Genomic DNA, 14,184 nt, shown 5'->3' with positions numbered 1-14,184 from the left:
CTTTCCTCAAAATTCTAACGCAACACAGGTCGCAACACGCGCTCCAGCACGCCCTGGACCTTGGAGATGGCCACGCCGTAATTCGTCACGGGCACGCCCCGGCGCTGGCATTCCTTGATGCGCCGCAGCATCTCCATGCGCCCGAGCATGCACGAGCCGCAGTGCACGACCAGGGCGAAGCGTTCCAGGTCGTCCGGGAAATCGTGGCCCGAGTACATCTCGAATTCGAGGTCCCTGCCCGTGTACTGGGAGATCCACCGGGGCAGCTTGACCCGGCCGATGTCGTCGGCCTGGACGTGGTGGGAGCAGGCCTCGGCCATGAGCACGGTATCGCCGTCGCGCAGTTTGTCGATGGTGGCGGCCCCGGCGGCGAGCGTGGGCAGATCGCCCTTGAACCGGGCGAACAGCGTGGAAAAGGTGGTCAGGGGCACGTCCTCGGGCACGTCGCCCGAGACTTTGAGGATGACCTGCGAGTCGGTGATGACCAGGGCCGGCGGCCGGCGGAGGTTGGAAAGCGCCGCTTCCAGTTCGCGCTCCTTGACCACCACGGCCGTGGCGTCGCCGTCTAAAATCTCGCGGATCACCTGGACCTGGGGCAGGATGAGCCGGCCCTTGGGCGCGGCCAGGTCGATGGGCACCACACAGACCACGGTGTCGCCCTCGCCGAAAAGGTCGCCGGCCAAGACAGGCTCGCGCACGGCTTCGGGCGGGGCCAGGGCGATGAGCGCCTCCTTGACCTCGGTCGCGCCCTCCCCCGTGGCGGCGCTGGCCACGACGGTTCGCAGGCCCTGGTCGCGGCACCAGGTAAGGTCGGCCTCGGACGGCGCGGCCAGGTCGGCCTTGTTGCAGACAAGGAGGATGGGAATCTCCAGGCGGCGGATGTCGGCGATAATATCCCGTTCGGCGTCGGTGAGCCCGGCGGCGTCGGCCACCACCACGGCGATGTCCGTGCGCCACAGCACCTTCCTGGTGGCGGCCACCCGCAGCGCCCCGAGTTCGCCCACGTCGTCGAGGCCGGCCGTGTCGTAAAAGGTGACCGGCCCGAGCGGCAGCAGCTCGTAGGGCTTGGCCACCGGGTCGGTGGTGGTGCCGGCGAAATCGGACACGATGGCCACTTCCTGGCCGGTGACGGCGTTAATGAGCGACGACTTGCCGGCATTGCGCCGGCCGACAAAGGTGATGACCAGCCGGACCCCGCGCGGGGCCTTGGTCTCGGACTCAGCCATGACGGCGTCTCCTCTTTGACCCGCCGACGGCCGTGGACGGGAGGCGGCCCACGCGGCGTATGGCGGCGCGGGCGGCTTCCACGCGCGAGGCGGCGTCGGCGCGAAAAGCGTTTTTCCCGGGATAGATGTTATAGGCGGCGCTGACGGTTTCCGGGGTCAGCGACGGCATGATGACGTTGGCCCCGACGGTGAGCCCTTGCTCCCTGGCCCCTTCGCGAAGGGCGCTTAAGGCCGAGGTGGAAGGGATGTTGGCCAGGGGATTGAGCAAGCGCAGGATGGCCATGGCCCGCAGCGCGATCAGGACGGAGCCGGCGGCCTCGGCCCCGTAGGGCGTGTCGGGATGGGGCACGAAGGGTCCGGCCGCGATCATGTCCAGGTCCAACTCGGCCAGGCGCAGGAGGTCCCTGGCCAAAATATCCAACGTCATGCCGGGCAGGTCGGTGATGATGCCCGAGCCCACCTCGTAGCCGGCGGCGCGAAGCGTCTCGATGCGCCCCAGCCTGTCGGCCACGGTCAGTCCCGGCCGGGAGCGGGCGTAGAGCGCCTCGTCGAAGGTCTCCATCTTGAGCAGATAACGGTCCGCGCCGCAGGAACGCCAGTAATCGAGGTCCGCGGCGGGTCGGTCGCCAAGGGACAACGTCACGGCCACGCCCGAGGACGCTTTGGCCCCGGTCACGATGCGGCCGATATCCTCCTTGGAATAGGCGAAATCATCCCCGGACTGGAGCACCACCGTGCCGATGGAGACTTCCCCGGCCAGGGCGGTCGCGACCAGGATGTCGTCCACATCCATGCGGTAGCGGGCAAGCCCCCTGTTGGCCCGGCGCAGGCCGCAGTAGCGGCAGTTGTTGGCGCAGTGGTTGGAAAACTCGATAATGCCGCGCAGGTAGATTTCCAGGCCGAAGTTCTGCCGCGTCAAGGCGTCGGCGGCGGAAAAAAGCCCTGCATCGTCGGCGCCGGCGAGCAGTTTCGTGATCTCGGATGGACGCATGGGAATTTCCGGACCTCAGGCCAGTCGGCGCGAGGCGTTTCGCGCGGCCACGCATTCGCACACCAGCCGGTAGGCCCCTTTGGCCACAGGGTCCAGCACCTCGGGCGAGGCGTCGTCCTCGGCCCGGGAAAGCAGATCGGCCACATCGGCCGGGATGGCCAGCCACAGGCCCTGGGGCGCGGGGACGGAGCCATGGAGGTAATGGCCGGCGAAGATCGTGTCGCCGACGAGCAGGATCGGGGCCAGGGGCATGGCCTTTGTCCGAAAAAGCCTGACCTTGGTCGGATGGCGCGTGGCCAGGGCGTCGCAAAAGGCGGCCGAGGCGGCGAATTCGCGGCGCAGGGTCACTTCCGGCACATCCCGGCGCAAAATGGCCCGGAACTCCTCCCAGTAGGCCGCGCCGGCCACCGGATCGAAGGACACGATGTCCAGGCGCTCGAAGCCGGGCCGCGTCAGCGCGGTTTCGAGCGCCGCCGCCATTTCCGGGTCCCGGCCGAAATTGGAATACATGCCGGCGTGGAAAAAGAGCCTGTCGGCCCCGGCCACGGCCTGGGGCAGCCCGGTCTCGCCGAGCCCGGCGTACACGCGTATTTCCTGTCCGCCCTCTTCCATCACTTCTCCTCCCCTTTATGGGGGGTCCGGGGGGCCCGTGGCCCCTCGGCGGGGTCCGGGGCGGAGCCCCGGTTCTCCCCTGACGCCATCACATCCGCGTAATCCCCGGCCTCATAGCCGAGCTTGCGCATGCGTTTGGGCGAGAGCAGCGCGTCGGCGGCTTCGCGGGAGAGGATGCCGGCGGCCTCGAGGTGTTCGGCCAGGGGCACGCCCTTGGCCTCGGCTTCGGCCATGAGCTTCGAGACGGCCTCGTAGCCGAGCGCCGGCACCAACACCGTGGCCAGGGCATGGCTTTTTTCCACCAGCTCCCGGCAGCGGTCCTCGTCGACCGTGATGCCGGCCACGCACTTGTCGGCGAAAAGCCGCGTCGCCTGGCGCAGGAGCCGCAGCGACTCGAGCAGGCTCTGGGTCACCAGCGGCAAAAACTGGTTGATCTGGAGCTGGCCCAGGCCGGCGGCCAGGGTCAGGGCCTGATGGTTGGCGGCGACGCGCAAGGCCACCTGGCCCACGCATTCCGGGATCACGGGATTGACCTTGCCGGGCATGATGGACGAACCGGCCTGGAGCGCGGGCAGGCGGATCTCGCCGATGCCGGTGGCCGGGCCGCTGGCCAGAAGCCGCAGATCCGAGGAAATCTTCAGTAAATTCGCTGCGTACGCCGAGAGAATACCCGAGACTTCGACAAAGGGGTCGGCATTGGCCGTGGCGTCCACGAGATTTTCCGCCCGGGAAAGCGGCAGCCCGGTGAGGTTTCGCAGATGCTCGGCCGCCCGGAAAATGAACTCGCGCGGCGCGCCAAGCCCGGTGCCCACGGCCGTGCCGCCCAGGGACACCTGCTTGATGCGCTCGCGGCACTTGAAAATGCGCCAGCGGTCGCGGGAGATCGCCTCGGCAAAGGCCCCGAACTCCATGCCAAGGGTGAGCGGCACGGCGTCCATGCACTCGGTGCGACCGACCTTGACCACGTGGGCAAAGGCCGCCTCCTTTTCCTGAAAGGCTTCCTGCAAACGCGCCGTGGCCGCTTCCAGTTCCTTGAGCAGCCACAAGGCCGCGACCTTAAGCGCCGTGGGGTAGGTGTCGTTGGTGGACTGGTGCAGGTTGACGTGGCCAAGGGGCGAAAGGAAATCATACTCGCCCGGGAGCCTGCCCAAAAGCTGCAAGGCCCGGTTGGCCACCACCTCGTTGACGTTCATGTTGGTCGAGGTGCCGGCCCCGCCCTGGTAGGGATCGACCGGGAACTGGTCGGCATGCCGGCCCTTGGCGATCTCGTCGCAGGCGGCCACGATGGCCCCGGCCCTCCCCGGGTCCAGATGGCCGGTGTCCAGATTGGCCTTGGCGCAGGCCGCCTTGACCATGGCGTAGGCGCGGATGAATTCCGGGAAAAGGCGCGTTTCGGATAGAGGGAAATTCTCGACGGCCCGAAGCGTGTGGATGCCGTACAGGGCGCCCTCGGGGAGCTGCCTTGCTCCCAGGGCATCGCTTTCCTGTCGCATGTGACAACTCCCCAAGTGGCGACCCATGCGTGTGTCGGGGACCGGACCATCCGGCCGCACCGCGCACGCTGCGGCGGCTTCGGTAACACGAATTATGAGAAAGATCACCTGGAGGCAGGGGCTCCGCCCCTGCACCCCGCCGGGGGGCTTGATGCCCCCCGGTCCCCCCGTCATGTGGCGCCGGAATCGACGCGACGGCACGCCTTGCTTCGTAAGCCGACGCCGCGTCGATTCCGGCGCCACGGACAGGTCACCAGCCTGCCACGGGAGGAGTTAAGGAGGAACACTGTCAAAGAACCTTGCCCCGTTAAAGGGGGCCGGGGGGAATTATTCCCCCCGGCGGGGAAGTCCAGAAGGGGCGGCGCCCCTTCTGGTGAGGAGGGTCTGGGAGGGGCGACGCCCCTCCCAGACTCTTCCTCTGTTATAAGCGCTGCCGCTTGAAGTAGTGGGTGTGCAGCAGCTGGTGCGAGCGTTCGGAGAGCGGCTTGCCCAGGAACTTCTCGTAGAGTTCGATGATGTACGGGTTCTCGTGGGACTTGCGAAGCGGCTTGCCCGCGTCCTCGGCGTAGAGGACCTGGGTGCGCTTTTTGAGCAGTTCCACATCGCCGTGGTGGTAGGGCTGTCCGCCGCCGCCGATGCAGCCGCCCGGACAGGCCATGACCTCGATGGCGTGGAAGGTCTCGCCCGCGCGCACGCGGTTCAAGAGTTCCCGCGCGTTGCCAAGGCCGTGGGCCACGCCGATGACAAGCTCGTTGTCGCCGACCTTGACCTTGGCCTTTTTGACGCCGTCCATGCCGCGCACGTCCTCGAAGTCGACCTTCTTAAGGGTTTCGCCGGTGGCCAGCTCGTAGGCGGTGCGCAGCGCCGCCTCGATGACGCCGCCGGTGACGCCGAAGATCGGGGCCGCGCCCGTGGACGCGCCGAGCGGCGCATCGAAGTCCTCGTCGGGCAGCCCGGCGAAGTCGATGTTCATGCGCTTGACGAGCTTGGCCAGCTCACGGGTGGTGATGACGATGTCGACGTCCGGGTTGCCGTTCACGGAGAATTCCGGACGGGCGCACTCGTACTTCTTGGCCAGGCAGGGCATGACCGAGACGACCACGAGCTTTTCGCGCGGGATGCCGAGCAGGTCGGCGTAGTAGGTCTTGGCGATGGCGCCGAACATCTGCTGCGGCGACTTGGCCGTGGAGGGCACGTCGAGCATGTCCGGGAACTGGTGTTCGAAGAACTTGACCCAGCCCGGGCAGCAGGAGGTGAGGATGGGCAGCTTGACATTCGTGTCGCCGGCCAGGTGCTTGCCCAGGCGGTCGAGGAATTCCGAGCCTTCCTCCATGATGGTCAGGTCGGCGGCGAAGTCGGTGTCGAAGACGTGGTCGAAGCCCAGGCGACGCAGGGCGGCGGCCATCTTGCCGGTGACCGAGGTGCCGGGGGCGACGCCGAGGTCCTCGCCGAGGGCCGCGCGCACGGCCGGGGCGGTCTGGACGATGACGACCTTGTCCGGGTTGGCCAGGGCCTCGACCACTTCCCAGATGTACTCGTGCTCGACCAGGGCGCCGGTGGGGCACACGGCCACGCACTGGCCGCAGTTGGTGCACACGGTGTCGGCCAGGTTCATCTCGAAGGCCGGGGCGACCACGGCGGTGAAGCCGCGGTTGACGCCCGAGAGCACGCCGCAGGTCTGGACCGTGTTGCACATGGTCTCGCAACGGCGGCACATGATGCACTTGTCCATGTCGCGGATGATGGAGGCGGAGATGTCCTTGCGGTAGTGGGACATTTCGCCGCCGTCATAGGGCGACTCGCGGATGCCGAAGCGCTCGGCCAGGGTCTGCAGCTCGCACTCGCCGGACTTGGCGCACACGAGGCAATCCTTGGGGTGGTCGGACAGCAGCAGCTCGAGCACGGTGCGGCGGGCGTTCAGGACGCGCAGCGTGTTGGTCTTGACCACCATGTTGTCGGTGACCGGGGTGGCGCAGGACGGGGCCAGGTTGCGCCGGCCCTCGACCTCGACCACGCAGACGCGGCAGGAGGCGGCCTTGTTGTTGATCGAAAGGGCCTCCAGGTTGAGGTAGCACAGGGTCGGAATGTCGATGTCGAGCGTCTTGGCGGCATCCAGGATGGTGCTGCCCTCCGGCACTGACGTCGTTTTGCCGTCTATGGTTATTGTCAGCATGGACATTGCGGACCTCCTTGGATCCTTATTGCTTGATGATGGAGTCGAACTTGCACTTGTCGTAGCAGGCGCCGCACTTGATGCACCGTGTGGTATCGATGGTGTGGGGCTGCTTCTTCGTGCCGGAAATGCACTCCACCGGGCAGACCCTGGTGCACAGGCCGCAGCCCGTGCACTTGGCGGGATCGATGGTGTAGGTCAGCAGGGCCGTGCAGACGTGGGCCGGACACTTCTTGTCGTCGACATGGGCCTCGTATTCATTGGCGAAGGTATCCATGGTGGACAGGATGGGGTTGGGCATGGTCTGCCCGAGGCCGCACAGCGCCGTGTCCTTGATGATCTCGGACAGGGACTTGAGCCGATCGAGGTCGGCCCGGGTGCCCTTGCCCTTGGTGATCCGGTCCAGGATCTCGTAGAGGCGCTTGGAGCCGATGCGGCAGGGGGTGCACTTGCCGCAGGTCTCGTCCATGGTGAAGTCCAGGAAGAACTTGGCCACGGAGACCATGCAGTCGTCCTCGTCCATGACGACCATGCCGCCGGAACCCATGATGGACTTGCAGGCGGCCAGGGACTCGTAGTCGATGGCCACATCGAGGTCCTTGTTGGCCAGCGCGCCGCCGGAGGGGCCGCCGGTCTGGACGGCCTTGAAGGCCTTGCCGTCGGGGCAGCCGCCGCCGATGTCGAAGATGACCTCGCGCAGGCTGATGCCCATGGGGACTTCGATCAGGCCCACGTTCTGGATCTTGCCGGCCAGGGCGAACACCTTGGTGCCCTTGGAGGTGGCGGTGCCGATGCCGGAGAACCAATCCGCGCCGTTGATGATGATGGCGGGGATATTGGCGAAGGTCTCCACGTTGTTGACGATGGTGGGCTTTTCCCAATAGCCGGACTGGGCCGGGAACGGCGGCTTGGTCACGGGCTCGCCGCGCTTGCCTTCCATGGAGCGGATCAGGGCCGTTTCCTCGCCGCAGACGAACGCGCCGGCGCCGTACTTGAGTTCGATGTCGAAATCGAAGCCCGAGCCGAAGATGTTTTCGCCGAGCAGGCCGTACTCGCGGGCGTCGTCGATGGCCTTTTTGAGGCGCTTGATGGCCAGGGGATACTCGGCCCGGATGTAGACCGTGCCCCGGGTGGCCCCGATGGCGTAGCCGCCGATGGCCATGGCCTCCACCACCGAGTGGGGGTCGCCCTCGAGCACGGCGCGGTCCATGAACGCGCCCGGGTCGCCTTCGTCGGCGTTGCACACCATGTACTTCTGGTCGGCCTTGTTGCCGAGCGCGATGCCCCACTTGATGCCGGTGGGGAAGCCCGCGCCGCCGCGGCCGCGCAGGCCCGAGCGCTTGACCAGGTCCACCACCTCGGCCGGGGTCATGGTCAGGACCTTGGCCAGGCCCTCATAGCCCCGCAGGGCGATGTAATCGTCGATACTTTCCGGATCGATGAAGCCGCAATTGCGGGTGGCGATCCGAAGCTGCTTTTTTTCCGTGGTCGTCGCTGCCATATCGTCGTCTCCCGGTAGTTGCTATTACAGGACTACCCGTTCGTAGTTGACGGGGATGATTCCCTCGACCGGTTCGCCCTTCATGACGTACTCGGTGACGAGTTCCCGGGCCCTGTTTTCGTCCACGCCGCCGAAGACGACGGGGTCCTTGCCCGGCAGCGTGATCTCCACCGTGGGTTCGGCATAGCAGTAAGTCATGCAGCCGGACTGCATGAATTCCACGCCGGTCAGCCCGTTCTTGGCCACTTCGTCCTGCATGGCCTCCATGGCGACCTTGCCGCCGGCGGCGATGGAACAGGTGGCCAGGGACACGTTGATGATGGTTTTGCCGTTTCTGGCGGCCTTGCGGTCAAGAATCTCCTGGCGCTTGGCCTTGAGATCTTCAAAGGATCGGATAGTGCTCATTTAACGCGCTCCTTATCTGTAAATCGCACGCGGTTGCGCTAGTACTCAGCCAGGATTTTCTTGACCTGCCCCGGCGTCACGTTGCCGTAGACCTTCTCGCCGACCATGACGATGGGAGCCAGGGCGCAGCCGCCGACGCAACGCAGGGTGTCGATGGAGAACCTGCCGTCCGGGGTCACGTCGCCGATATCGATCTTGAGCTGCTCTTTGAAGGCATGGACCACTTTGTCCGCGCCCTTGACGAAGCAGGCCGTGCCCATGCACACGGAAATGGGATACTTGCCCTTGGGCACCATGGTGAAAAAGGTGTAAAAGCTGACGACGCCGTAGACCTGCGCCAGGGGAACTTCCATGTGATCGGCCACAAACTGCTGCACTTCGATGGGCAGATAGCCAAAAACACTTTGCGCCTTATGGAGCACGGTGACGAGATGCCCCTCTTTCTGAGGGAGGGATTCAATAAACTGAACGACTTCCCGGTACAGCGGCTGCGGCAGAACCGCATGTTCCGGCACCCTGCATTCGCCGACCGCTTGGCAAGTTGAGTTTTGCATACAAAAACACCTCTCCTTGTGGCATTTTAAAGTTCTTGGAAAAACGAGGCGCTACGCCCACCGTCCTTTCTCCTGCCCGGAAGGCCTTGATCCGTTATCCCCGTTACATTCCTGCCCCCTTAGATTGTGATTATTTTCACAATCTAAGGGGGCTTATTCCCTTGAGCCATGTCTGCCGTCTTCCACGCCAAAGCAGGCCCTTCTTCCTCACGCCTGCCCCGGAAACAGCAATAACCGGACCAACAAAAAAAAGCCTGTATACACAGGCTATTAACAAAAACACCCAGGGGAGAGTCACCCGGAAAGCGGTTCCCCCGGATACGTCCGGCACCGGTCCGGGGCGTGGAGCGCCTCCGGACCGATTTCAAAAAATAATGGAATTCAAGCCTATTAGAATCAAAAAGACAAAGTGCGCTAGCCGTCGGGAAAAAATGGGTCAAAATGCCACCCCCGGACGGCACAGGCCGTGCCGCTTCCAACCACCTATTTTTAAGGGTTTCAAAATCACAATAGCATTTTTTCGAAGAAAACACACCCCCTCTTCGGCCATCGCATGGGGAGAATGGTTTCCCAGCCTTCCCGGACCAGTGTAAGAGGAGAGCCATGCCGGAGCATCACGCGCATGCCCCTCTGAAAATTTTTTGAAGGGGCGACGTTGTCCAAAACCCGCCCCATGGCCGCCGGAGGCCGCACCGTATGGATTTCGACATCAATACCCTGCCCCCCTGTGACGTTTTGATCCTCGGCGCCGGGCTGGCCGGGCTGTGCGCGGCCCGGGCGGCCCTCGCCGCCGTTCCCGGGGCGGCCGTGACCGTGGTCGCGCCCTGGCCCGGGCCGACGGGATCGTCGTTTGCCAACCGCAACGGCCGCCTCGGTCTGCACGTGCCGGCCGACGACGCGGCGCGCGAGGCGTTTTGCCGCGAGGCGACCGCCCTTGGCCGCCCGGGCTTCGTCCGCCCCGACCTTGTCGCCGCGCTGGCCGACGAAGCGGCCGCGCGCTGCCGGGAGCTGGAGGAACTGGGGCTGTCCCCGCGGCGTGACGCGGACGGCCATCCCGCCGGTCAGCCGTCCTGCTTTTCCCCGCATTCCCGCCGCGCCGTGATCCTTGAGGACCTGCCCGCCGCTTTCGACGCCCTGCACCGCCGCGTGACGTCCCTGGGCGGGCGCTTTTCGCCGGGGCTGACCGCCCTGTCCCTGCTGCGCGACCCGGACGGCGGCCGTGTGCGCGGGGCCTTGGTGGAGGATTATGCCGGACGGCGATTCGTCGCCCCGGCCCGCGAGACGATCGCGGCCATGGGCGGCACGGCCGGGCTGTGGCTGTACAACCAGGCCGGCCGGGGCGGCAGCGGCTGGGGTCACGGCATGCTGGCCGAGGCCGGGGCGGACATGGCCAACACGGCCTTCATGCAGTGGATGTGGATGGACAGCGCGACCAGGCGGTTTTGGCCCGTATGGCGGCTGGCGACCGGCGAAGCGGTTCTTCGCGACGACGCCGGCCGGTCCGTCGCCCTGCCCGGGGACGTCCGCACGGCGGCCGCCGGGCGCGAAGGGCATTGTCCGCTCGGCCACGGCCTTGCCGACGCCGCCCTGGACCGGTTCGTCCTGGACCATGCCGACGGGCTGGGGATCGCCGCCATCACCGAGGGAGAGGCGACGTTCCAGGCGGTGTTGGCCGCCCATGCCGCCAACGGCGGCGCGGTGATCGACGCCACCGGAGCAACCGACGTGCCCGGACTTTTCGCCGCCGGGGAATGCGCCACGGGCATGCACGGGGCCAACCGGCTGGGCGGGGCCATGGCCACGGCCTGCCTGGTGTTCGGGGCCCGGGCCGGGCGCGCGGCGGCCCTTCGCGCCAAGGACGCAGCGGTGGAGGCCGGGGATATCCGTGGCTTGGCCGCAAGCGACGCCCGCGCCTGCCGCCGGGACATGCGCCAGCGCGGCGAGGCGCGACGGCAAGTCGCCGACGCCTTGCAACGCCTGGGCCTGCCCCGGCGCGACGCCGATCCCGAGCCGCTGCTCGCGCGTCTGGAAAGCCTCGAAGCCGCGGCCGTGGACGCCGGCGCGGCCAGCCTCGTGGCCGCGGCGTTGTGCTTTGCCCGGGGCAAGGCGTGCGCGCCGCCTGTTGACTCCCCGGCCCAAGCGGTTACAGACGCCCCATGCGTATCGTCATGATTGCGGAAAACGATCCCGCCGGCACGGCATCGCTTTTTCGAAGCGCCATCAACCGGCTCACCGACCATACCTGCCGGCTGGTCACGACCCAGCTGCGCTACAACAACCTCTACCCCAAGGACCTGCACGTGCCCTGGCTCGACGCGGCCGGGCGCGACGAACTGGCGGACGCGCTCGAAACGGCCGACGTGTTCCACTTCCACATGCTGGCCGACGAGCACATGCCGCTTGGCGACATCACCGCCGCGCCGTTTCTGGCCGGCAAGAAGATCGTCCACCACCACCACGGCCACCACGCGTTCCGGTCCGACCCGGCCTTTTTCCAAAAGAAATACCGGGAGCTCGGGCGCAAAAACCTGCTCGTCTCCACGCCCGACCTGCTGCCGAAACTCCCCGGGGCGCGCTGGCAGCCGAACCTCGTGCCCGAACGAGACCCGGCCTACATGCCGCACCCGCGCCGGCCGGACGGCACGGTGCGCCTCGGGCATTCCCCCACCCGCAGGGGTCTCAAAAACACGGACACGCTGCTGGCCGTGTGCCAAAGGCTCAAGGCCGAGCTTCCCGAGATCACCTGGGACATCATCGAGAACGCCAGCCACGCCGACTGCCTGGCCCGGAAACAGGCCTGCGACATCGTCTTCGATCACATGCAGGGCTATTTCGGCATATCGTCCCTGGAGGCGCTTTCCCAGGGCACTCCGGTCATCGCCGGGCTCGACGACTGGAACATCGCCACGATCAGGGACTTTTTCCACTGCGACGCCCCGCCCTGGGTCCTGGCCCATGACGCGACGGAATTGGAAAACGCCCTGCGCGAACTGATTCTCGCCCCGAACAGGCGGCGGGACATCGGCGCGACATCGCGCGCCTTCATGGAAGACGTCTGGAACGAGGAATTTCTCGTTCGCGCGCTTTGCGACTTCTACGAAACAGTGCAATAGCTTTTCCGCGACGCCCGCTCTGTTCCCGCCCGCCGCGAAACACCCCGCCCCTCTGCCCGCCCGAATGGACCGCGTATGGAAATCGCCCTGCGCGTTGCATTGCCCTTCGCTATAGTCTATTGTTTTGCAAAGAGTTGTCGATAGTCTTGCCAACAAGACAAAGGGAGATGCCATGAGCGCGCATACGGTTGCATCCGGCGGGGGGACCTCCGTTCTCCGCAAGATATCCATCACATGGCGTTTTATTTTACTGCTTGTCCTTTTTGCGCTTTTTATCGGCGCGGTCGTACTGACTTTCTATATAGGCATGGGCACACAGTCGACCCATACCATCGAGACGACCCAGGATATCCTGATGCAGGGGCAACGCGAGAAGCTGGCCGTGGCCTCCAACACCCTGGCCGAGGCCCTCGGCCAGGCCATCAGGAACGAAACGGATCCGGCCAAACGCATCGAAACCATCCGCGCCATGGTGGACCAGGTCCGCTTCGAAAAGGACCAATCGGGCTATTTCTTCGTCTACCAGGGGACGGTCAATGTCGCGCTGCCTCCGGCCAAGGCCAAGCAGGGCACGGACCTCGGCGGGGCCAAGGACGCGAACGGCGTGTACTACGTGCGCGAACTGCTGCGACAGGCCAAAGCCGGCGGCGGATTCGTCCAATACATCTTTCCCAAGCCGGGCCAGGGCGACCAGCCGAAGCTGGCCTATGCCGCCATGATCCCCGGCACGGACATGTGGATTGGCACCGGCATCTACATCGACAACGTGGAGCGGGCCAAAGCGGCCATCCGGACCGAGAACGAAAAGCACATCCGCTCCGTGCTGACGGGCATCTTCACCGGCATCGGCCTGGGCCTTCTCGTGCTGATCGGCTTGTGCCTCGTGATCATCGCCTCCATCACCAAACCCATCCGGCAGGCGACCGAAGCGGCGATGCGTTGCGCCGCCGGCGACCTGGACATCCATCTGAGCGCCGCCGGCAATGACGAAGCCGCCCACATGGAGCGCGCTCTCAACACCATGGTCGAGACGCTTCGGGCCAACATCGCGGCCATCGAAGCCAAGACCAGGGACAGCGAGGAGAAGGCCCAGGCCGCCCACCAGGCGCGCCAGGCCGCCGAGGAGGCCATGGGGCAAGCGCACCGGGCCAGGGCCGAAGGGCTCTGCCAGGCGGCGGGCCGGCTCGAAGGCGTCGTCGGCATCGTGTCCCGGGCCTCGTCGGAACTTTCGAGCCACATCGACGACTCCAACCACGGCGCCCAGGACCAGTCCCAACGCATGGCCGAGACCGCCGCGGCCATGGAAGAGATGAACGCCACGGTGCTCGAGGTGGCCAAGAACGCCTCCAACGCCGCCGAAACGACCGACGCGGCGCGCAAGAAAGCAAGCAGCGGCGCGGACGTCGTCAACAAGATGGTGGAAAGCATCGGCCGGGTGCGGAGCCAGTCCGAAGCCCTCAAGGAAGACATGGGCCGGCTTGGCGATCAGGCCCAGGACATCGGCCGCATCATGAACGTCATTTCCGACATCGCCGACCAGACAAACCTGCTGGCCTTAAACGCCGCCATCGAAGCGGCCCGGGCCGGCGAGGCCGGACGCGGCTTCGCCGTGGTCGCCGACGAGGTCAGGAAGTTGGCCGAAAAAACCATGACCGCCACCAAGGAGGTCGGGGAGGCCATCTCGGGCATCCAGCAGGGCACCAACCGCAACGTGGAAAACGTCGTCCAGTCCGGCCAGGCCGTCGAGGAGGCAAGCGGGCTGGCGACCACGGCCGGCGAGGCGCTGGCGGAAATCGTGCACCTGGTGGAGGACGCCTCGGATCAGGTCCGCTCCATCGCCACGGCGGCGGAGCAGCAATCCGCGACCAGCGAGGAGATCAACCGCTCCATCGACGCGGTCAATTCTATCTCCGAGGCCACCTCGCGCTCCATGGCCGATGCGGCCCGGGCTGTCGGCGAGCTGACCCGGCAGACCCAGGACCTCGAAACCCTCATGTCCGAACTCGAGCGGGAAGGCCGGGAGGCGGGCGCGGCCAAAGCCATCGCCTGAGCCAGGACGTTTTTCGCCGATAAAAAGGGCGGCTCCTTGCGGAACCGCCCTCAACAGTTGTCATGG

At 66.1% G+C, this 14,184-nt stretch carries 11 protein-coding genes; 3 read left to right on the top strand and 8 right to left on the bottom strand.

Translation table 11 applies throughout. From position 1 onward, the window contains the following. Window positions 1-14 precede the first annotated feature (14 nt). The 8 genes from hydF to hndA all read right to left on the bottom strand — a co-directional run bounded on the left by hydF (window position 15) and on the right by hndA (window position 8,955). Entirely contained in the window at window positions 15-1,226 is a 1,212-nt protein-coding gene (gene hydF / locus DESFRDRAFT_RS01990) for a [FeFe] hydrogenase H-cluster maturation GTPase HydF (protein ID WP_005990607.1), read from the bottom strand. After that, window positions 1,219-2,217, bottom strand: coding sequence for a [FeFe] hydrogenase H-cluster radical SAM maturase HydE (gene hydE / locus DESFRDRAFT_RS01985; RefSeq protein ID WP_005990606.1), 999 nt, complete (start codon window positions 2,215-2,217; stop codon window positions 1,219-1,221). The genes hydF and hydE overlap by 8 nt, the downstream gene beginning before the upstream one ends. Window positions 2,218-2,232: 15 nt before the next feature. Then, a complete protein-coding gene (locus DESFRDRAFT_RS01980; protein WP_005990605.1) occupies window positions 2,233-2,829 on the bottom strand; it encodes a hypothetical protein in 597 nt (198 codons plus the stop codon). Then, window positions 2,829-4,322 (bottom strand): aspartate ammonia-lyase, encoded by a 1,494-nt coding sequence (locus tag DESFRDRAFT_RS01975; protein WP_005990604.1) that lies wholly within the window; start codon window positions 4,320-4,322, stop codon window positions 2,829-2,831. Before DESFRDRAFT_RS01975 ends, DESFRDRAFT_RS01980 begins: the two co-directional genes overlap by 1 nt. Window positions 4,323-4,743: 421 nt before the next feature. Then, the gene (hndD, locus tag DESFRDRAFT_RS01970; protein WP_005990603.1) at window positions 4,744-6,501 is read right to left on the bottom strand and encodes an NADP-reducing hydrogenase subunit HndD; all 1,758 of its coding nucleotides are present in this window, start codon (window positions 6,499-6,501) and stop codon (window positions 4,744-4,746) included. Window positions 6,502-6,520: 19 nt separating this feature from the next. After that, window positions 6,521-7,996, bottom strand: coding sequence for an NADP-reducing hydrogenase subunit HndC (gene hndC, locus DESFRDRAFT_RS01965; protein WP_005990602.1), 1,476 nt, complete (start codon window positions 7,994-7,996; stop codon window positions 6,521-6,523). 24 nt (window positions 7,997-8,020) lie between these two features. Then, window positions 8,021-8,401, bottom strand: coding sequence for an NADP-reducing hydrogenase subunit HndB (hndB, locus tag DESFRDRAFT_RS01960; protein ID WP_005990601.1), 381 nt, complete (start codon window positions 8,399-8,401; stop codon window positions 8,021-8,023). Window positions 8,402-8,439: 38 nt separating this feature from the next. Further along, window positions 8,440-8,955, bottom strand: a complete 516-nt coding sequence (hndA, locus tag DESFRDRAFT_RS01955) for an NADP-reducing hydrogenase subunit HndA (protein ID WP_005990600.1) — start codon at window positions 8,953-8,955, stop codon at window positions 8,440-8,442. 696 nt (window positions 8,956-9,651) lie between these two features. On the opposite strand from hndA, the gene DESFRDRAFT_RS01950 reads away from it, so the two are divergent. The 3 genes from DESFRDRAFT_RS01950 to DESFRDRAFT_RS01940 all read left to right on the top strand — a co-directional run bounded on the left by DESFRDRAFT_RS01950 (window position 9,652) and on the right by DESFRDRAFT_RS01940 (window position 14,118). Beyond that, a complete protein-coding gene (locus DESFRDRAFT_RS01950) occupies window positions 9,652-11,127 on the top strand; it encodes an FAD-binding protein (protein WP_005990598.1) in 1,476 nt (491 codons plus the stop codon). Next, on the top strand, window positions 11,112-12,068 hold the full coding sequence (locus tag DESFRDRAFT_RS01945; protein ID WP_043793605.1) for a glycosyltransferase: 957 nt from the start codon (window positions 11,112-11,114) through the stop codon (window positions 12,066-12,068). Before DESFRDRAFT_RS01950 ends, DESFRDRAFT_RS01945 begins: the two co-directional genes overlap by 16 nt. A gap of 172 nt (window positions 12,069-12,240) precedes the next feature. Next, the gene (locus DESFRDRAFT_RS01940; protein ID WP_005990594.1) at window positions 12,241-14,118 is read left to right on the top strand and encodes a methyl-accepting chemotaxis protein; all 1,878 of its coding nucleotides are present in this window, start codon (window positions 12,241-12,243) and stop codon (window positions 14,116-14,118) included. Window positions 14,119-14,184: the final 66 nt, after the last annotated feature.

The organism is Solidesulfovibrio fructosivorans JJ] (assembly GCF_000179555.1).
GTDB classification, from domain to species: domain Bacteria; phylum Desulfobacterota; class Desulfovibrionia; order Desulfovibrionales; family Desulfovibrionaceae; genus Solidesulfovibrio; species Solidesulfovibrio fructosivorans.
This window is presented reverse-complemented; position numbering and strand designations above follow the sequence as displayed.